The sequence below is a fragment of the Cupriavidus sp. GW821-FHT07C08 genome, from assembly GCF_059419025.1.
On sequence record NZ_JBWKQZ010000008.1, the window covers coordinates 52,035 to 70,003 of the forward strand.

The following is a 17,969-nucleotide window of genomic DNA, read 5'->3' on the forward strand; positions in this document are numbered from 1 at the left end:
CTCAGTTGAAGCGCACGTACTCGAAGTCCACCGGCTGGCGGTTGATGCCCATCACCGGCGGCGCGATCCAGTTGGCGAATTTGCCCGGCTCTACCACGCGGCCCATCAGGCTGGCGACGAAGGCGCGGTCGCCTTCGCTGGGCAGCCACTGGTCGCGGAAGTCGCGCCATTCGGCATCGGAGATCACACGGCCGTCCGGCGAAACCTTGACGCCTGCGAGCGCGCCGATATTGCGGTGGAAGGCCTTGTGCGGGACCTTCAGGCGGAACGGGATGCCGGCCTTCTCGATCACCTTGTTCCAGCGCTCCACGCCGCCCATGCTGTCCTTGATGTAGTCATCGCGCAGCACTTCATTGAGCGCGTTGAGCATCGGCACTTCCTTCTCGGTCAGCTGGCCGTTCTGCGCCTGCAGGATGCGGTAGGTCTGGCCCTTGAGCACGTGGTCGTCCATACGCTTGCCTTCTTCGTAGCGGCCCTTGAGGCCGGTGCTGTAGAAGGTGGCGGCGTTGCTGGACTCATCGGCGCCGAACAGGTCGATGGTGACGCTGTAGTGGAAGTTCAGGTAGCGCTGCAGCGTCGGCAGGTCGATCACGCCGGCTGCGCGGAGCTTCGCGGGATCGTCGGTCTTGAGTTCGTTCATCACCTGGCAGGTGCGCTGGATGACACGCGACACGCCCGATTCGCCCACGAACATGTGGTGCGCTTCCTCGGTCAGCATGAACTTGGTCGTGCGTGCCAGCGGATCGAAGGCGCTTTCGGCGAGCGCGCACAGCTGGAACTTGCCGTCGCGGTCGGTGAAGTAGGTGAACATGAAGAACGACAACCAGTCCGGGGTCTGCTCATTGAACGCCTGCAGGATGCGGGGGTTGTCCTGCTGGCCGCTGCGGCGTTCCAGCAGCGCTTCACCTTCCTCGCGGCCGTCGCGGCCGAAGTACTTGTGCAGCAGGTAGACCATGGCCCACAGGTGGCGGCCCTCTTCCACGTTCACCTGGAACAGGTTGCGCAGGTCGTACATGCTGGGCGCGGTCAGGCCCAGGTGGCGCTGCTGCTCGACCGACGCCGGCTCGGTATCGCCCTGCGTCACGATGATGCGGCGCAGGTTGGCACGGTATTCGCCGGGCACGTCCTGCCAGGCGTCTTCGCCCTTGTGGTCGCCGAAATGGATCTTGCGGTTGGCCTCGGCCGGGTTCAGGAAGATGCCCCAGCGGTAGTCCGGCATCTTGACGTGGCCGAAGTGGGCCCAGCCCTGCGGATCGACGCTGATCGCGGTGCGCAGGTAGATGTCATGCTGGTGCGAGCCTTCCGGGCCCATGTCGTTCCACCAGCTCAGGTAGTTGGGCTGCCATTGCTCGAGCGCGCGCTGCAGGGTGCGGTCTTCGCTCAGGTTGACGTTGTTGGGGATCTTGTCGCTGTAGTTGATGCCGGACATGGAGGTCTCCTTCAGAGAACGATTCGGTTGTCGTGTAAGGCTGGATCAGACGCGGTTCCAGTCGAAGGCGGCCTTGTCGCCCTTGCCGTAGACCTTGAGCGCACCCTTTTCGCCCACTGCGTTGGGGCGCTGGAAGATCCAGTTCTGCCACGCGGTCAGGCGGCCAAAGATGCGGGTGAACATGTTCTCCTGGCCGTTGAAGCGCAGATTGGCTTCCATGCCGGTCAGCGCATCGGGCGACATCGCGACGCGTTCTTCCAGCGCGATGCGCACTTCATCGGTCCAGTCGATGTCGTCGGGGTTGGCGGTGACCAGGCCGAGCGCATAGGCGGCATCGGCATCGAGCGGCTGGCCGGCCCTGGCGCGCACGGCATCCAGCGCGGGCTGCTCGTCGTAGAAGCGGCGGCCCAGGCGGCTCTGGCCGGTTGCCATCGGGTACAGGCCGAAGTTGACTTCCGCCACCGTGATCTTCGGTGCGCGGTCCTCGTCGTCCGGCAGTGCCAGGTGGTAGCTGCGATCGCAGGCCAGCGCCAGTTCCAGGAAGGTGCCGGCAAAGCACGATTGCGGCTCGATCAGCGCGAACAGGCTGCGCGACGACACATCAAGGCGGCTCAGCGTGCGGCGCAGCAGGCCGATGGTCTCGCGCACCAGCCAGTGGTCCTTGTGCGCCAGCAGCGTGGCGTCAGTGGCCAGCACCGCGGCGGCGTCGCCGCTGGTCTTGATCAGCCAGGTGCCGATGTCCAGTTCATTGGTGCGCATCGACAGGATCGCGTCTTCCAGTTCGCGCGCCAGTTGCAGCGGGTACCAGGCGGCGCCGGCCTCAACGATCTCATCGATGTTCTGCGGCTGCGTGCCCGTCGGCGCCTTGACGGTAAAGGTGGCGGTGCGGCCGGCGCGGTCGATCTCGATCGTCACATGCGTGTAGCGCAGCGCATCGGCTTCGATGGTGCGCTCGATCGGGGCCAGCGCCACGCCCTTGCCGTCGGCCGGGCGGTCGCTCTGCCCGGCCAGCGCCAGCGCGCGCTCCTGCACTTTCTGCGCGAACACGGCGGGCTTGGCGATGTCGTCGACCAGGCGCCAGTCCTTGGCACGCTGGCCGCGCACGCCTTCGGTGGTCGTGCAGAAGATATCGGCCAGGTCATGGCGCACATGGCGCTTGTCGGTCACGCGGGTCAGGCCGCCGGTGCCGGGCAGCACGCCCAGCAGCGGCACTTCCGGCAGGCTGACGGCAGACGAGCGGTCGTCCACCAGCAGGATCTCGTCGCAGGCCAGCGCCAGTTCATAGCCGCCGCCGGCGCAGGCGCCGTTGACCGCGGCCAGGAACTTCAGGCCGCTGTGCGCCGAGGAGTCCTCGATGCCATTGCGGGTCTCGTTGGTGAACTTGCAGAAGTTGACCTTCCACGCATGGCTGCTGACGCCGAGCATGAAGATATTGGCGCCGGAGCAGAACACCTTGTCCTTGCCGCTGGTGACGACCACCGTGCGCACTTCCGGATGCTCGAAGCGGACGCGGTTGAGCGCGTCGTTCAGTTCGATGTCGACGCCAAGGTCGTAGCTGTTGAGCTTGAGCTTGTAGCCAGGTCGCAGGCCGGCGTTCTCGTCGATGTCCACCGCGAGCGTGGCGACAGGGCCCTCGAACTTCAGCTTCAGGTGCTTGTATTGGGAAGGGTCGGTCTGGTAGTCGACGCGGGGGGCGATGGTCACGGCGTTGTCTCCTCTGCGGAACTGCACTATCGTGCATTAACAGGAATCTGGTGATACGAACTATAGTTCATCAATCAGATTTTCTGCAAGCACTATTGTGCAGATTTTTAGAGAAGCGCCGTGAAATGCTCCTAAGCGTTCGATACGAAGCCAGTTAGTGATGCTTCTGCATCAGCCCGGCATGCGCAACGCCTTGCGCACAAGTTCGCGCAGCGCGGCAAAGGTCGGCTCCAGCGGCTGCGCACTGGTGTCCAGCGAGAACTCCGCCTTGGAATAGAAGGCCGCGCGGCCTGCCAGGATATGGCGCAGGTCTTCCATCGCCTCCTTGCTGGCCGCCATCGGCCGGAAGTCGCCCTGCGCGCGCACGCGCTCCATATGGTCTTCCGGGTCGGCCTGCAGCCAGACCGTGGTGCAATGGGCGAGCAGCAAATTGAAGGTGGCCGGGTCTGACACCAGTCCGCCCGGCGTGGCGATCACGGCTTCGGGATAGATCTGAATGGCCTCTTCCACTGCGCGGCGTTCGTAGCGGCGGTAAGCGTTCATGCCGTAGAGGCCCTGGATCTCGGCAATGCTGCAGCCGGCAAACTTCTCGATCTCGCGGCTCAGCTCGACAAAGGGGAAGTCCAGGTCTTCGGCCAGCATCCCGCCAAGCGTGGTCTTGCCGGCGCCGCGCAGCCCGATCAGCGCCACGCGCGGGCTGCGCGCGGCCTGGCCGGCATTCTCGCCACCCGTGCCGAGCATCTCGCCCACGGCAATGCGCACGCGCCGCAGCGTGGCTTCGTCACGGTGCTCCAGCAGCTCGCGCAACAGGATCCATTCAGGCGACGACGTGGTGACGTCGCCCAGCAGCCCGGCCAGCGAGCACTGCAGCGCATCGGCAATGTGTTGCAGCACCAGGATGGAAGCGTTGCCGCTGCCGTATTCCAGGTTGGCCAGGTGCCGCTCCGACACGCCGGCGGCCTGCGCGGCGGCCTTTCGGGTCAGGCCGCGGCAGGCGCGCAACTCGCGCACGCGCTCGCCCAGCGCAACCAGGAACGGGTTCTTCTCAGTGCCGTTGGCAGCGCTTGCATCTGAATCATGATGCAGGTCGGTTTCCGGGGTTAACCCAGCTTTATGCAATATAGTGCTTGACATGATCTCTGCGCGGCTCTATTTTTCATACATGCACAATAATGCATGAAGCCAGCGATAGCAACTGGCGAATCAGACGGAGCCCCTCACCATGTCCCCCACAGAATTCCGCAGCCAGATCGCGCAGCTCACCACGCAACTGGCAGGCCGCCCGCTGGATACCGCACTCGATGCCTGGCTCAATGCCGAGCACGGCGCCGGCAGCACCACCTACCAGCAACTGAAGGAAGCCTGCCAGGCCGGCGTGGCCGAAGGCTGGCTGTGCGACCGTGAAGGCGGCGGCATCCGCTACGGCCGCATCTTCAAGCCTGCCGACGACCTGCACGGCTTTTCCGTCGACGTGGTCGACATGCAGGACATTGCCGGCCCGCACCATACCCATCCCAACGGCGAGATCGACCTGATCATGCCGCTCGAGGGCGATGCACAGTTCGACGGCCGCCCGGCCGGCTGGCTGGTGTGCCCGCCGGGCAGCGCCCACCGCCCCACCGTCAGCAACGGCCGCGCGCTGGTGCTCTACCTGCTGCCGGAAGGCCGCATCGACTTCACGCGCTGAGATCCCCATGACTGAATTGCTTTCCAACTACCTCGGCGGCAAGTGGCAGGCCGGCAGCGGCACCGGCACGGCGCTGTTCGATCCGGTGCTCGACGATGAGCTGGTGCGCGTGGACGCCACCGGGCTGGACCTGGCGGCCGGTTTCGCCTTTGCGCGGGAACAGGGCGGTGCCGCACTGCGCGCACTGACCTACCGCCAGCGCGCCGCGCTGCTGGCCGAAGTCGTCAAGGTGCTGCAGGCCAACCGCGACGCCTACTATGAGATCGCCACCGCCAACAGCGGTACCGTCAAGAACGACTCGGCGGTCGACATCGACGGCGGCATCTTCACGGTGGGCACGTATGCAAAGCTGGGCGACATGCCCGGCGACCGGCATTACCTGCTCGACGGCGAGGCCGCGCGACTTGGCAAGGATCCGCTGTTCCAATCGCAGCACGTGCTCGTGCCGACGCGCGGCGTGGCGCTGTTTATCAATGCCTTCAACTTCCCGAGCTGGGGCCTGTGGGAAAAGGCCGCGCCCGCGCTGCTGGCTGGCGTGCCAGTGATCGTCAAACCCGCCACGGCCACTGCCTGGCTGACCCAGCGCATGGTGCGCGACGTGGTTGAGGCCGGCGTGCTGCCTGCAGGAGCACTGTCGGTGGTGTGCGGCAGCTCGGCCGGACTGCTCGACCAGTTGCAGCCGTTCGACGTGGTGTCGTTCACCGGTTCGGCCGATACGGCTGCGGTGATCCGTTCGCATCCGGCGATCGCACAGCGCTCGGTACGCGTGAATATCGAGGCGGACAGCATCAATTCCGCGGTATTGCTGCCAAGCGATGGCCCGGACACCGCCGCCTTCGACCTGCTGGTCAAGGAAGTGGTGCGAGAGATGACGGTCAAGTCAGGCCAGAAATGCACCGCGATCCGGCGCGTGTTCGTGCCCGAGGCGCTGTTCGCGCAAGCTGCCGAGGCCATCGGTGCGCGCCTGTCGAAAGTCACCGTGGGCAACCCGCGCAACGACGCCGTGCGCATGGGCGCGCTGGTCAGCCGCGCACAGTTCAACGCCGTACAGGAAGGCCTGGCAAACCTGCGCAAGCAAGCACAGGTGCTGCATGACGGCACGCAGCACCCGCTGGTCGATGCCGATCCCGCCGTGGCCTGCTGCATCGGCCCGATCTTGCTCGGCGTCAACGATGCGGACGCCGCCGCCGCGGTGCATGACACCGAAGTCTTCGGCCCTGTAGCCACCCTGCTGCCCTACCGGGATACCGTCCACGCGCTCGCGCTGGTGCGCCGCGGCCAGGGCTCGCTGGTGACATCGCTCTATGGCAACGACGCTGCCGCGCTGGGCACCGCCGCGGTGGAGCTGGCCGACAGCCACGGCCGCGTGCATGTGATCTCGCCCGACGTCGCGCAACTGCACACCGGCCATGGCAACGTGATGCCGCAATCGCTGCACGGCGGCCCCGGCCGCGCCGGCGGCGGCGAGGAACTGGGCGGCCTGCGCGCGCTGAACTTCTACCACCGTCGCAGCGCCATCCAGGCCAGCACCGCAGTGCTCGACACCCTCGCCTGACAGTCAGCCATCCGGCTTTACCGCGCCGCCACGTCCGCATGGCGGCGCGCAGCACACCGTACACCAGAAACGGGGAGACACGCATGACCGCCATCACCGCAGACGTCCCGGTCCAGCCGCCGGGGACGTCGTTCAACTTTGCGGCGCACCTGCTCGGCTGCAACGCGGCGCGCGCCGGCAAGGCCGCGTATATCGACGACGACGGCCAGCTTACCTATGGCGAACTGGCGCAGCAGGTTCGGCGCCTGGCCGCCGCGCTGCTTGATGCCGGCATCCGCCGCGAGGAGCGCGTGCTGCTGCTGATGCACGACTGCACCGACTGGCCGGTGTGCTTCCTGGGCGCGATGTATGCCGGCATCGTGCCGGTTGCCGTGAATACGCTGCTGACCGCCGACGACTACGTCTACATGCTGCAGCACAGCCGCGCGCAGGCGGTACTGGTCTCGGCCGCGCTGCTGCCGCTGCTGCAGGAAGCGCTGGCGCGGCCCGGGCATGAAGTCGGCAAGGTGTTCGTGTCGCGGGCGCGCGGGGCGCTGGCGGACGGCATGGTGGCGCTAGATACCGTGCTCGCCACGCAAACGCCGTTGTCCGCGCCTGCCGCGACCAGTCCCGACGATCCCGGCTTCTGGCTCTATTCGTCCGGCTCGACCGGGCAGCCCAAGGGCGTGGTGCACAGCCACGGCAATCCGTACTGGACGGCCGGCCTGTATGCGGGTCCCGTGCTCGGCCTGCAGGAACACGACATCTGTTTTTCCGCGGCCAAGCTCTATTTCGCCTACGGGCTCGGCAACGGCCTCAGCTTCCCGCTCAGCGTGGGCGCGACGGTATTGCTGATGGCCGAGCGGCCCACGCCCGAAGCCACCTTCCGCCGCTGGCGCGAGCAGAAGCCGACCGTATTCTTCGGCGCGCCCACGGGCTATGCCGGCATGCTCGCATCGCCGGTGCTGCCCGGGCGCGACGAGGTGGCGCTGCGGCTGTGCTCGTCCGCCGGCGAGGCGTTGCCCGCCGACATCGGCCAGCGCTTCACCGCACATTTCGGCTGCGAGATCATCGACGGCATCGGCTCCACCGAGATGCTGCATATCTTCCTGTCGAACCGGCCCGGCCAGGTGCGCTACGGCACCACCGGGTGGCCGGTGCCGGGCTACACCATCGAACTGCGCGACGAAGACGGCCGCCCGGTGCCCGACGGCGAAATCGGCGACCTCTATATCCAGGGCCCCAGCGCCGCCATGATGTACTGGGCCAACCGCGAGAAGTCGCGCGAGACCTTCCGTGGCGGCTGGACCAAGAGCGGCGACAAGTACGTGCGCAACCCCGACGGCACCTACAGCTACGCCGGGCGCAGCGACGACATGCTCAAGGTCAGCGGCATCTACGTATCGCCGTTCGAGGTCGAAGCCACGCTGGTGCAGCACCCGGCCGTGCTGGAAGCCGCGGTGATCGGCGTACCCGACCATGAAGGACTGATCAAGACCAAGGCCTTCGTGGTGCTGAAGGCGGGGACGCAGCTGAGCGACGACGAACTGAAGGCCTTCGTCAAGGAGCGGCTGGCCGCCTACAAGTACCCGCGCGCAATCGAGTTTGTCGAGGCACTGCCCAAGACCGCCACCGGCAAGATCCAGCGCTTCATGCTGCGCGAACGCGAACTGAAGGCCGCCGCAGAGCGCGCCGTCGCGGTGGCGTGAGCGGCAACGCCGCCCGCCCCGTCATACCACCATACCGGAGACAAACCATGCGTCATATCGATGCCCACAAGCTGGCCGACGAGGCCCGCTTCAACCGCTTCCATGCGCTTATCCTGTTCTGGTGCGCAATCATCATCATCTTCGACGGCTATGACCTGGCCGTGGCCGGCATCGCGCTGCCATCGATCATGAAGCAGATGGGCGTGACCGCCACCAGCGCGGGCTTCATGGTCAGCTCGGCGCTGTTCGGCATGATGTTCGGCGCGATCTTCCTTGGCACCGTGGCCGACCGCATCGGCCGCAGGCGCGCCATCGCCATCTGTATTGCGCTATTCAGCGTCTTCACCGCGGCGGCTGGCTCTACCAGCGACCCGGTAACGTTCAGCATCACGCGCTTTCTCGCAGGCCTGGGCATCGGCGGCGTGATGCCAAACGTGGTGGCGCAGATGACCGAGTACTCGCCACGCAAGCTGCGCGGCACGCTGGTGACGCTGATGTTCAGCGGCTATTCGGTCGGCGGCATGCTGGCCGCGCTGCTGGGCAAGGGGCTGATCGAAAGCTATGGCTGGCAGTCGGTTTTTCTCGCCGCCGGCCTGCCGGTGCTGCTGGTCCCGCTGGTGCTGCGCTCGCTGCCGGAGTCGATGCCCTACCTGATCCGCACCGGCCAGACCGACGCTCTGCAATCCGTGGTATCGCGCCTGGTGCCGTCGCATCGCGCGCAAGCCGGCGACGTCTTCACGCTGGCTGCGGACGACAAAGCCGGCAGCGCGCCGATCCGCCGCCTGTTCCAGGACGGCCGCGGCTTCAGCACGGTGATGTTCTGGGTGGCGTTCTTTATGTGCCTGTTCATGGTGTACGCGCTCAGCTCGTGGCTGACCAAGCTGATGGCCGGCGCGGGCTACAGCCTGGGCTCGGCGCTGACTTTCGTGCTGGTGCTGAACTTCGGCGCCATGCTCGGCGCGATCGGTGGCGGCTGGCTGGCCGACCGGCTGCCGATCAAGTACGTGCTGATCGCTATGTACTCGCTGGCCGCGGTGTCGATCACGCTGCTGGGCTACCCGATGCCCAGCGCAGCGCTATTCGTCGTGGTGGGCCTGGCAGGTGCTTCCACCATCGGCACGCAGATCGTCACCTATGCCTATGCGGGCCAGTTCTATCCGATGGCAGTGCGCGGCACCGGCATCGGCTGGGCTTCCGGCGTGGGACGCAGCGGCGCCATCCTGGCACCGATCGTGATCGGCGTGCTGGTGGGGATGTCGTTGCCGCTGCAGCAGAACTTCCTGGCGATGGCGATCCCGGCGGTGATTGCGGTGGGGGCGGTGTCGATGATCAATCACCGGAGGTCGGCGTCGGCGCAGGCGGAAGTCGCTGCGCCGCCGGTGAGGGGGTCTGTGAAGGAAGCCTGAGGGACCTTGCTTGCCACTTGGGTGCTCCCCTCTCCCGCAAGCGGGAGAGGGGAGCAAACCGGCAGCTTGCTGAAGAACGTAGCTTACTTGCTGCCCTTCACCGCCGTGTACGCCGTAATCAAATTCCGATAGTCCGGAATATGGTTCGAGAACAGCGTGCCCAGACCCTCGATGTCGTTGCGCCAGTCGCGATGCAGTTCGCAAGCCACGCCGAACCACGACATCAGCTGCGCGCCAGCGTCAGACATCCGTCGCCAGGCCGAATCGCGCGTGATTTCGTTGAAAGTGCCAGAGGCATCGGTCACGACAAAGACTTCGAAACCCTCTTCAATCGCCGACAACGCCGGGAAGGCCACGCACACCTCGGTGACCACGCCGGCGATCAGCAGCTGCTTCTTGCCGGTGGCACGCACCGCGGCCACGAAGTCCTCGTTATCCCAGGCGTTGATCTGGCCCGGGCGCGGAATGAACGGCGCGTCGGGGAACATGGCCTTGAGCTCGGGCACCATCGGTCCGTTGGGGCCATCCTCGAAGCTGGTGGTCAGGACGGTCGGCAGCTTGAAGTACTTGGCCAGGTCGGCCAGTGCCAGCACGTTGTTCTTGAACTTGTCGGGCTCGATATCCCGCACCAGCGACAGCAGGCCGGCCTGGTGATCGACCATCAGGACGGCGGCCTGGCTCTTGTCCAGGCGCTTGTAGGGCTTGCTCATGACGTTCTCCTGTGAACAGAAGGCGCGGACCCGCAGCGAAGGCCGCGGGTCCACACCCGGGGTGTGCAGGCCGTTGCCGGCCTGGCGTCAGCGCTTGGAGTCCAGGATCTCGTGGTTCTTCTCCACGTCCTGGGCCTTGAGATAGCTTTCGATCAGCAGGCGGTACGCCGGGAAGATCTGCGTGTAGACCTCGGCCCATTGCTGCGCGTCGGGGCGGTTCCAGCTCTGCTGCAGCTCGGAGGCCACGGCGGCGGTATCCATCGGCACCACGCCGGCCTGGACGATGCGTGCCAGGGTGATTTCCTGCGCCATCTTGGAATAGGTGCCCGAGGCATCCACCACGGCGAACACCTTGTAGCCGTCGGCCACCGCGCTGATCGACGGGAACGCCATGCACACGCTGGTGATGGTGCCGGCGATGATCAGGGTCTTCTTGCCGGTCTCACGCACCGCGGCGACAAAGTCGGGGTTGTCCCAGGCGTTGATCTCGCCCTTGCGCGCGACGTATTTGGCATGGGGGGCGTTTTCGTGGATCTCCGGGATCAGCGGGCCGTTCGGGCCTTGCGGCACGGATGCCGTGGTGACCACCGGCAGCTTGCACAGCGTCGCCATCTTGGCCAGCGCGGCCGCACGGGCGCGCAGCTCAGGCATCGGCATGTCGCCAACGGTCTGGAATAGGCCGCTCTGGTGGTCGATCAGCAGCATGGCCGTATCGGCGGGATCCAGTACCGGACGCTTGCCGTTGAAATTCGCGGGTGTGGTCATATGGCGTTCTCCTATGCGGTTGGCGAAACCGGCGACTCGGGGCAGTCCCAAGCCGACCGTGTGGGCAAAGCATAGGTCTTGGCAGATCGCACCGGTAGGACGGAAAATCTGCCCTCAGCGTCCTACTGGCAGGACGACAGGAGCCGCCCGCTTGCATCCCGACCTGAATGACCTGTATTACTTCGCGCAGGTAGTCGACCACCAGGGCTTTGCGCCTGCCGGGCGCGTGCTCGGCATACCCAAGTCCAAACTGAGCCGGCGTGTGGCCATGCTGGAAGAACGCCTGGGCGTGCGCCTGATCCAGCGCTCGACGCGGCGCTTCTCCGTGACAGAACTGGGACAGACGTATTACGCCCACTGCAAGGCCATGCTGGTGGAGGCCGAAGCGGCCGAGAGCGCGATCGTGCAAACCCGCGCCGAACCCAGCGGCCTGGTGCGCATGAGCTGCCCGGTGGCGCTGCTGCACGCGCGCGTGGGCGACATGATTGCGGATTTCATGGCGGCGAACCCCAAGGTCATCGTGCACCTGGAAGCCACCAACCGGCGCGTGGACGTGGTGGCGGAGGGGATCGACCTGGCCATCCGCGTGCGCGTGCCGCCACTGGAAGACAGCGACCTGGTGATGCGCGTGCTGGCCGAGCGCGCCTGGTGCTTCGTGGCCAGCCCGGCGCTGGTGGCCGGCCAGGGGCCGCTGCTGGCGCCCGCGGACCTCAACGCGCTGCCAACGCTGGACCTGGGCCCGCCGCGCCCCTCGCACACCTGGTCGCTGTATGGCCCCGATGGCGCCAGCGCCGACCTGCACCACAAGCCCCGGCTGGTCACCGACGACATGATCATGCTGCGCACCGCGGCCGTGGCCGGTGCCGGCATCGTGCAGCTGCCGGTCATGATGATGACCGACGAGCTGCGCGATGGGCGGCTGGTGAAGGTCCTGCCGGACTGGTCGGTCAGGGGCGGCGTGATCCACGCCGTGTTCCCGTCACGGCGCGGGCTGCTGCCTTCGGTGCGTGAACTGATCGACTTCCTGTCGCAGCGCTTCGCGCAGATCAGCGAACTCTAAGCACCGCAAGGCGGCGACATCAGGGGCACTGCCCGTCACGCGGGCAGGATTGGCCCGGAAGTGGTATCATTCGACATTCTATGCACGGATCGGCAACGCCCGACATCCGTGCGCCAGCCGCAAGACAATCTCACAAAAGCATTCAGCGGCGGCATATCGGGCGTACACCCGATGCGTCTTTGGGCCGAACGGCCCATCACCCTTATCTGACCGGCGGCATGTCCGCTCCGCAACGATCGCCCCTGTACCCGGCGCATCGGCTTGCGCAGGCATGGTCCACTTCACGCCAGATTCAACGCCCGTGCTGCCGCGCGGGCCCGACGCTGGCACACAGCAACGGCGAACGGCCGCCACCGCGCGACGCTCAGCATCGGCGACCCGATGCACCGCGCCACCTGCGGCCGCGCCCATGAACAGGCATCACATTGAATCGAATCAACCCTACCCCTTACACCGTTTCCGTCTATCCCATCCAGCAGGAACCCGGCCTCTGGTTCGCGACCTACATGATTGCGGAATACCGCAATGGCGCCGAACGCATCGTCGCCAACGTGGCAATGCGCCACGACACGCACCGCTCTGAAGCCCGCGCGAGGCAGTCAGCCCGCCGTGCCGGCGAACGCGCCGCGGCACGCCTGCGCCAGCAGTAAGCCAGGCATCGCAAGCCCCATCCCATCGGCCAGTTGGTGTCCAGTTGGCCGTCACAACAGCTCGCGCACAAGCGGCGCGGCTACAGCAAGGAGCCTCCTTGGCAAAAGAAGAACTGGTCGAATTTGGCGGCAAGGTGTCGGAAGTCCTGCCCGACAACCGTTTCCGCGTGATCCTGGAAAACGGCTTCGAAGTCTGGGCGTATTCGTCCGGGCGGCTGAAGAAGAACCGCATCCGCGTGCTGGCGGGCGACCGCGTCACGCTGGAGATGTCGCCCTATGACCTTACCAAGGGACGCATCAACTACCGGCACAAGTCGTAGGCCAGCGTCCCCTCGCCATGGCATGCGCCGCGCCGGCGCGTGCCGTCCCGCTAACGATTCATCCCTCAATCAAGGAGAACCGATCATGTCCGTCATCGAAGAATGGGAAGCCGTGCACCTGACGCCCGAAGGCTGGCAGGCAGGCAGTTACCGGCATGCACCGTGGCAGGCGGTTGAAGTCGCACCGCCCGCGTCAGGCGTGCTGACCGTCAGGCGCCATGTGACGGCGACCTATTGCGGGCCGTCGCGCGCGGTGGAAGACCGTACTCCCGAGATCGCCGACATGGCGCTGATCGAGGCGCTGCTGGAGCGCCACGGCGACCCGGTATTCCAGATCTGACTGACCTGGCCTGACGACTGCGTGCGGCCTCAGCCAAGCACGCGCACATGCGGCCGGGCCGTCCTGAGCCCCGCGCCGACCGGCCTCAGCTCGCCGTCCCATGGCACGGCGGCGAGGTCCAGCACCGAATCACCCTCGCGCGCCTTGTCATGCAACTGGTCGCGCACCACCTGGCCGATGGCCAGGCGGCACAGCGCCTCGCCGCTGGCGGCAAGCTGACCCTGCAGGGCGCCTTGCTCGGCCAGCACGCCGAACGACCGCCGCCCCACACCCACGAAGCTGGTGAACAGCACCCCGGTGGGACGCTCCGCATCGATAAAGCAGACTGCAACGTGATAGGTGATGCCTTTGCCCTCACCGGGCAACGTGCACAGAAAACCAGATGATCCCGAACGCATGTCCATGAACGGACTCCTTGCAGTCTGACGGATAGCGCCGCGCCTGTTTCCCCGCTCCGCAAACGGCCCGTATCAGGCCGCTGCGGAACCGGATACCTAGATCGACGTCACGGATTCGCCGGCGACCAGGCCATTGATGATATCTTCGCCGAACTGCAGCGCACCGCGGCGCGCCGAGCCGATGTTCTCCCAGCGCGACTCGCCCATGGGGTACACGCGCGCATGGTCGCTGCCAGGGCGATAGCCCTCGCGGCAAATCACGATCGACGCGAGGAAGCTGTTGTCGGGCTTGATGCGCGGCCAGGCCTGCTCAGGCCGATGGCGATAAACCAGGGGATACAGATCGAAACCCTTGTAGCTGGCAAAGGGCGTACTGCCGGGAACAGTGTTGCCGGGACTGCGGCTGGGACTGCTGTCGCTCACGACATCTCCATGCGGCATCGTGCCGCGCTGATGGGAAGGATTGCTGAACTCATGTGGATCACGCGCACGACATGAGCCATGGCCCTGCGCGGGCGTCAGCGGCGCAGAATGCACCACCGCGCCAGGGCCCGTCGTCGGACCTTCAGGACGCCATCGGCGCGCCGGCCGTTGTTACCGATACCCCCGGCACCGCGCCATTGATGATGGCCTCGGCATAGCGCAACGCACCGCGCCGCGCACCACCGACGTTATCCCACGGTGCGGCGTCCAGGCGGAACGTGCGCGCCTGCATGCCTTCGGGCGACTCGCCTTCCAGGCAGATCACCACGGCAGCATCAAAGGAACGGTCGGGCCGCGGCTCGGGCCATATGCGCTCGGCGGCGTGCTTGTACACGAGGGGATAGAGGTCGTAGCCCTTGTAAGTTGCAGCCGGATAGATATCCATGGCAGCCTCCGCCGTTTGGTGATCCTGCCCCCACTCTACGCTTGTTGCCGCGCCAGCAGTGGCTTTATTTCACCGTTGCGGGGAATAGCGGCAACGGAAATAAAAAAGCTCCGCGTTGGCGGAGCTTTTTTCATTGGACTGGCGCCTCGGCGCTCAGCTCAACTCAGGTCGGTGCGATTCAGATCGGCTCGATCTTGGTCGCGGCCGGGCCCTTTTGGCCGACGCCAGCGACGTAACGCACCTTCTGGCCTTCTTGCAGCGACTTGAAGCCGTTGCCCTGGATTTCGGAGAAGTGCGCGAACAGGTCGTTGCCACCTGCATCAGGCGTAATGAAGCCAAAACCCTTCGAATCGTTAAACCACTTGACGGTACCGGTTTCCATGTTGGATTCCTTAATAAGTTTTTTCTCACCGGCAAAAGCGCCGGCAAGGCATGACGATCAAGGAAGACACAAGGAGAAAAAGTGGCGCCGTGTGGGCAAGCACCTGGACTTCTAGGTTGCTGCTTGAAAGATCCTGCACTCAACCTTATACAGGCCCCACTCAGGCATGTCAATGAACTTCACCGGATCGGGCCTAAATCACATGGAAAGTGCGGGTTGAGGGTCTCGCTGGGCGAAATCCCGTGTGCGCCGCATGTACCCGTCCACTTCCGGCCCCGAAGGCGCCGGCATGCTACAGTGGCCGACCGAACGGAACAGACACGGATGACACTCTGCACTGCCTGCCAGGCCATTGAACGCCACGTGCGCGGCGCCCCCGGGCACGCGGCACTGCGCATCACCGACACCCGACGCATCAAGCCCGCCGGTTCCGCCGCCATCACCATCAGCAGCTTCGTCTGCCAGGACTGCGGCGCGCTCTGGACCTACCGGGACCAGAAGAGCGGTCCGGAACAGGGGTGGGACATCCATATAGAAGCGCAGCAGCCATAACGCCATTTGCGGCGCAAAAAGAAAAACCCCGGGCCAGGGCCCGGGGTTGCGACACCTGCCGGCCCGCCAGGCGGGCCAGTCCGGTCAGGCCGTCACAGTCGACAGCGCGGCGTTCAGCGTCTGGCTCGGGCGCATTGCGGCGCTGAGCTTGTCGGCTTCCGGCATATAATAGCCGCCGATATCCACCGGCTTGCCCTGCACGGCGCCCAGTTCGCCAACAATCTTCTGCTCGTTGTCGGTCAGCGTCTTGGCCAGCGGCGCGAACTTGGTGGCCAGTTCTGCGTCCTCCGACTGGACGGCGAGTTCCTGCGCCCAGTACATCGCCAGGTAGAACTGGCTGCCGCGGTTGTCCAGCTGGCCGGTCTTGGGCGACGGGCTCTTGTTGTTGTCCAGCAGCTTGCCGGTAGCGGCATCCAGCGTCTTGGCCAGGATCTTGGCGCGCGCGTTGCCGGTCTTGATGCCCACGTCTTCCAGCGACACCGCCAGCGCCAGGAACTCGCCCAGCGAATCCCAGCGCAGGTGGTTCTCTTCCACCAGCTGCTTGACATGCTTCGGTGCCGAACCGCCGGCGCCGGTCTCATACATGCCGCCACCCGCCATCAGCGGGACGATCGACAGCATCTTGGCGCTGGTGCCCAGTTCCATGATCGGGAACAGGTCGGTCAGGTAGTCGCGCAAGATGTTGCCGGTCACCGAGATGGTGTCCAGGCCGCGGATCACGCGCTCGAGCGTGTAGCGCATGGCGCGCACCTGCGACATGATCTGGATGTCCAGGCCGGTGGTGTCGTAGCCCTTCAGGTAGGCCTCGACCTTCTTGATCAGCTCGGCCTCGTGCGGACGGTACGGGTCCAGCCAGAACACGGCCGGCATGCCCGAGTTGCGCGCGCGCGTGACGGCCAGCTTGACCCAGTCGCGGATCGGCGCGTCCTTGACCTGGCACATGCGCCAGATGTCGCCCTGCTCGACGTCCTGCGTCAGCAGCACTTCACCGGTGGCCAGGTCGACGATGTTGGCCACGCCGTCTTCGGCGATCTCGAAGGTCTTGTCGTGCGAGCCGTATTCTTCGGCCTTCTGCGCCATCAGGCCCACGTTGGGCACGGTGCCCATGGTGGTCGGGTCGAAGTTGCCGTTGGTCTTGCAGAAGTTGATGATCTCCTGGTAGATGCGGGCAAAGGTGCTTTCCGGGATCACGGCCTTGGTGTCCTTCGGACGGCCGTCGGCACCCCACATCTTGCCGCCGATGCGGATCATGGCCGGCATCGAAGCGTCGACGATCACGTCGTTCGGTGCGTGCAGGTTCGAGATACCCTTGGCCGAATCCACCATCGCCAGTTCCGGGCGATGCTCGTGGCAGGCGTGCAGGTCGCGGATGATCTCTTCGCGCTTGGAGCTGGGCAGCGACTCGATCTTTTCGTACAGGTTGACCAGGCCGTTGTTGACGTTCACGCCCAGTTCATCGAACAGCGCGCCGTGCTTGGCAAAGGCTTCCTTGTAGAAGATCTTGACGGCGTGGCCGAACACGATCGGGTGCGACACCTTCATCATGGTGGCCTTGACGTGCAGCGACAGCATCACGCCGGTCTTGCGCGCGTCTTCGAACTGCTCTTCATAGAAGTCGCACAGCGCCTTCTTGCTCATGAACATGCTGTCGATGATCTCGCCATCCAGCAGCGAGACCTTGGGCTTGAGCACGATGGTCTTGCCGCTCTTGGTGACCAGTTCCATCTTGACGTCACGCGCCTTGTCCAGGGTCATGGACTTTTCGCCGTGGTAGAAGTCGCCATGCTTCATGTGCGCCACGTGCGTGCGCGAAGCCATGCTCCACTCGCCCATGCTGTGCGGGTGCTTGCGCGCGAAGTTCTTGACCGCTGCCGGTGCGCGGCGGTCGGAGTTGCCTTCGCGCAGGACCGGGTTCACGGCGCTGCCCAGGCACTTGGAGTAGCGCTTCTGGATCGCCTTTTCTTCGTCGGTCTTCGGGTCTTCCGGATAGTCCGGCACCTTGTAGCCCTTGCCCTGCAGTTCACGGACGGCGCTCACCAGCTGGTGCACCGAGGCGCTGATGTTCGGCAGCTTGATGATGTTGGTGTCCGGCAGCTGCGTCAGCTTGCCCAGCTCGGCCAGGTTGTCCGGCACGCGCTGTGCTTCGGTCAGGAATTCGGGGAATTCGCCCAGGATACGGCCAGCCACCGAGATGTCGCTGGTGGTCACGTTGATGCCGGCCGGCTTGGTGAAGGTCTGGATGATCGGGAGGAACGCACTGGTCGCCAGCAGCGGAGCTTCGTCGGTCAGCGTGTAGATGATGGTGGGTTGCTGGTTACTCATTGCTTCTCTCAGATCCTCGAACGGGTGGTGGGACATCCGCCTGCTGGGTCACAGCCGACGGCAAACTAGGCGAAAAGTAGAATTTTGCCTCAGTTTGCTTTCAGGGGCCTGAAAACCCACTGCTTTTTGCGCG

Annotated in this window: 19 protein-coding genes; 9 read left to right on the forward strand and 10 right to left on the reverse strand. The window is 65.4% G+C overall.

The genetic code is table 11. The features are described from left to right. Position 1: 1 nt before the first annotated feature. The 3 genes from boxB to AC07UK_RS12615 form a co-directional block, all read right to left on the reverse strand. Complete coding sequence (gene boxB / locus AC07UK_RS12605; RefSeq protein WP_114132953.1) at positions 2 to 1,429, reverse strand: benzoyl-CoA 2,3-epoxidase subunit BoxB; 1,428 nt, start codon at positions 1,427 to 1,429, stop codon at positions 2 to 4. Between the two features lie 45 nt (positions 1,430 to 1,474). Next, positions 1,475 to 3,133 (reverse strand): 2,3-epoxybenzoyl-CoA dihydrolase, encoded by a 1,659-nt coding sequence (gene boxC / locus AC07UK_RS12610; RefSeq protein WP_436225043.1) that lies wholly within the window; start codon positions 3,131 to 3,133, stop codon positions 1,475 to 1,477. A 171-nt stretch (positions 3,134 to 3,304) separates the two neighbouring features. Beyond that, the gene (locus AC07UK_RS12615; protein WP_436225042.1) at positions 3,305 to 4,267 is read right to left on the reverse strand and encodes a helix-turn-helix transcriptional regulator; all 963 of its coding nucleotides are present in this window, start codon (positions 4,265 to 4,267) and stop codon (positions 3,305 to 3,307) included. Between the two features lie 88 nt (positions 4,268 to 4,355). Here AC07UK_RS12615 and AC07UK_RS12620 point away from each other — a divergent pair, with 88 nt between their 5' ends. The 4 genes from AC07UK_RS12620 (at position 4,356) to AC07UK_RS12635 (ending at position 9,469) form a co-directional block, all read left to right on the forward strand. Continuing rightward, positions 4,356 to 4,820, forward strand: a complete 465-nt coding sequence (locus AC07UK_RS12620) for a DUF4863 family protein (protein ID WP_494686410.1) — start codon at positions 4,356 to 4,358, stop codon at positions 4,818 to 4,820. A 7-nt stretch (positions 4,821 to 4,827) separates the two neighbouring features. Next, the gene (locus tag AC07UK_RS12625; RefSeq protein WP_436225040.1) at positions 4,828 to 6,375 is read left to right on the forward strand and encodes a 3,4-dehydroadipyl-CoA semialdehyde dehydrogenase; all 1,548 of its coding nucleotides are present in this window, start codon (positions 4,828 to 4,830) and stop codon (positions 6,373 to 6,375) included. An 83-nt stretch (positions 6,376 to 6,458) separates the two neighbouring features. Then, positions 6,459 to 8,063 carry a benzoate-CoA ligase family protein gene (locus AC07UK_RS12630; RefSeq protein WP_436225039.1) on the forward strand — a complete coding sequence of 535 codons (1,605 nt, stop codon included), beginning with the start codon at positions 6,459 to 6,461 and terminating at the stop codon, positions 8,061 to 8,063. A gap of 47 nt (positions 8,064 to 8,110) precedes the next feature. Next, the gene (locus AC07UK_RS12635; RefSeq protein WP_494686409.1) at positions 8,111 to 9,469 is read left to right on the forward strand and encodes an MFS transporter; all 1,359 of its coding nucleotides are present in this window, start codon (positions 8,111 to 8,113) and stop codon (positions 9,467 to 9,469) included. 83 nt (positions 9,470 to 9,552) lie between these two features. Here the strand turns inward: AC07UK_RS12635 and ycaC are convergent, their stop codons facing one another. Then, positions 9,553 to 10,179, reverse strand: coding sequence for an isochorismate family cysteine hydrolase YcaC (gene ycaC, locus AC07UK_RS12640; protein WP_436225037.1), 627 nt, complete (start codon positions 10,177 to 10,179; stop codon positions 9,553 to 9,555). A gap of 87 nt (positions 10,180 to 10,266) precedes the next feature. Beyond that, positions 10,267 to 10,944, reverse strand: coding sequence for an isochorismatase family protein (locus tag AC07UK_RS12645; RefSeq protein WP_436225036.1), 678 nt, complete (start codon positions 10,942 to 10,944; stop codon positions 10,267 to 10,269). A gap of 151 nt (positions 10,945 to 11,095) precedes the next feature. On the opposite strand from AC07UK_RS12645, the gene AC07UK_RS12650 reads away from it, so the two are divergent. From AC07UK_RS12650 to AC07UK_RS12665, 4 genes are all read left to right on the forward strand, one after another. After that, positions 11,096 to 12,004 carry a LysR family transcriptional regulator gene (locus tag AC07UK_RS12650; protein ID WP_436225035.1) on the forward strand — a complete coding sequence of 303 codons (909 nt, stop codon included), beginning with the start codon at positions 11,096 to 11,098 and terminating at the stop codon, positions 12,002 to 12,004. 425 nt (positions 12,005 to 12,429) lie between these two features. Next, complete coding sequence (locus tag AC07UK_RS12655; protein WP_013953524.1) at positions 12,430 to 12,654, forward strand: hypothetical protein; 225 nt, start codon at positions 12,430 to 12,432, stop codon at positions 12,652 to 12,654. 98 nt (positions 12,655 to 12,752) lie between these two features. Continuing rightward, positions 12,753 to 12,974 (forward strand): translation initiation factor IF-1, encoded by a 222-nt coding sequence (infA, locus tag AC07UK_RS12660; protein WP_008646230.1) that lies wholly within the window; start codon positions 12,753 to 12,755, stop codon positions 12,972 to 12,974. 85 nt (positions 12,975 to 13,059) lie between these two features. After that, the gene (locus tag AC07UK_RS12665; protein WP_013953525.1) at positions 13,060 to 13,314 is read left to right on the forward strand and encodes a hypothetical protein; all 255 of its coding nucleotides are present in this window, start codon (positions 13,060 to 13,062) and stop codon (positions 13,312 to 13,314) included. A gap of 29 nt (positions 13,315 to 13,343) precedes the next feature. On the opposite strand, the gene AC07UK_RS12670 is transcribed toward AC07UK_RS12665, so the two are convergent. The 4 genes from AC07UK_RS12670 to AC07UK_RS12685 all read right to left on the reverse strand — a co-directional run bounded on the left by AC07UK_RS12670 (position 13,344) and on the right by AC07UK_RS12685 (position 14,962). Next, positions 13,344 to 13,718, reverse strand: coding sequence for a hypothetical protein (locus tag AC07UK_RS12670; protein WP_436225034.1), 375 nt, complete (start codon positions 13,716 to 13,718; stop codon positions 13,344 to 13,346). Between the two features lie 90 nt (positions 13,719 to 13,808). Next, entirely contained in the window at positions 13,809 to 14,135 is a 327-nt protein-coding gene (locus tag AC07UK_RS12675) for a hypothetical protein (protein ID WP_041228690.1), read from the reverse strand. Between the two features lie 142 nt (positions 14,136 to 14,277). Next, complete coding sequence (locus AC07UK_RS12680; protein WP_013953528.1) at positions 14,278 to 14,580, reverse strand: hypothetical protein; 303 nt, start codon at positions 14,578 to 14,580, stop codon at positions 14,278 to 14,280. 178 nt (positions 14,581 to 14,758) lie between these two features. Beyond that, positions 14,759 to 14,962, reverse strand: a complete 204-nt coding sequence (locus tag AC07UK_RS12685) for a cold-shock protein (protein ID WP_010812830.1) — start codon at positions 14,960 to 14,962, stop codon at positions 14,759 to 14,761. 324 nt (positions 14,963 to 15,286) lie between these two features. Between AC07UK_RS12685 and AC07UK_RS12690 the strand changes: the two genes are divergently transcribed. Beyond that, the gene (locus AC07UK_RS12690) at positions 15,287 to 15,514 is read left to right on the forward strand and encodes a hypothetical protein (protein ID WP_436225033.1); all 228 of its coding nucleotides are present in this window, start codon (positions 15,287 to 15,289) and stop codon (positions 15,512 to 15,514) included. Positions 15,515 to 15,598: 84 nt separating this feature from the next. Here AC07UK_RS12690 and AC07UK_RS12695 read toward each other — a convergent pair whose 3' ends face one another. After that, the gene (locus AC07UK_RS12695; RefSeq protein ID WP_436225032.1) at positions 15,599 to 17,836 is read right to left on the reverse strand and encodes an NADP-dependent isocitrate dehydrogenase; all 2,238 of its coding nucleotides are present in this window, start codon (positions 17,834 to 17,836) and stop codon (positions 15,599 to 15,601) included. Positions 17,837 to 17,969 lie beyond the last annotated feature (133 nt).

Bases quoted from the DNA above. Each gene is read 5' to 3' on its own strand.
- AC07UK_RS12635 (WP_494686409.1), top strand. From the start codon at position 8,111: ATGCGTCATATCGATGCCCACAAGCTGGCCGACGAGGCCCGCTTCAAC.
- AC07UK_RS12670 (WP_436225034.1), bottom strand. From the start codon at position 13,718: ATGGACATGCGTTCGGGATCATCTGGTTTTCTGTGCACGTTGCCCGGT.
- AC07UK_RS12620 (WP_494686410.1), top strand. From the start codon at position 4,356: ATGTCCCCCACAGAATTCCGCAGCCAGATCGCGCAGCTCACCACGCAA.
- AC07UK_RS12630 (WP_436225039.1), top strand. From the start codon at position 6,459: ATGACCGCCATCACCGCAGACGTCCCGGTCCAGCCGCCGGGGACGTCG.
- boxB (WP_114132953.1), bottom strand. From the start codon at position 1,429: ATGTCCGGCATCAACTACAGCGACAAGATCCCCAACAACGTCAACCTG.
- AC07UK_RS12645 (WP_436225036.1), bottom strand. From the start codon at position 10,944: ATGACCACACCCGCGAATTTCAACGGCAAGCGTCCGGTACTGGATCCC.
- AC07UK_RS12680 (WP_013953528.1), bottom strand. From the start codon at position 14,580: ATGGATATCTATCCGGCTGCAACTTACAAGGGCTACGACCTCTATCCC.
- AC07UK_RS12695 (WP_436225032.1), bottom strand. From the start codon at position 17,836: ATGAGTAACCAGCAACCCACCATCATCTACACGCTGACCGACGAAGCT.
- AC07UK_RS12690 (WP_436225033.1), top strand. From the start codon at position 15,287: ATGACACTCTGCACTGCCTGCCAGGCCATTGAACGCCACGTGCGCGGC.
- AC07UK_RS12685 (WP_010812830.1), bottom strand. From the start codon at position 14,962: ATGGAAACCGGTACCGTCAAGTGGTTTAACGATTCGAAGGGTTTTGGC.
- AC07UK_RS12615 (WP_436225042.1), bottom strand. From the start codon at position 4,267: ATGTCAAGCACTATATTGCATAAAGCTGGGTTAACCCCGGAAACCGAC.
- AC07UK_RS12625 (WP_436225040.1), top strand. From the start codon at position 4,828: ATGACTGAATTGCTTTCCAACTACCTCGGCGGCAAGTGGCAGGCCGGC.
- AC07UK_RS12665 (WP_013953525.1), top strand. From the start codon at position 13,060: ATGTCCGTCATCGAAGAATGGGAAGCCGTGCACCTGACGCCCGAAGGC.
- ycaC (WP_436225037.1), bottom strand. From the start codon at position 10,179: ATGAGCAAGCCCTACAAGCGCCTGGACAAGAGCCAGGCCGCCGTCCTG.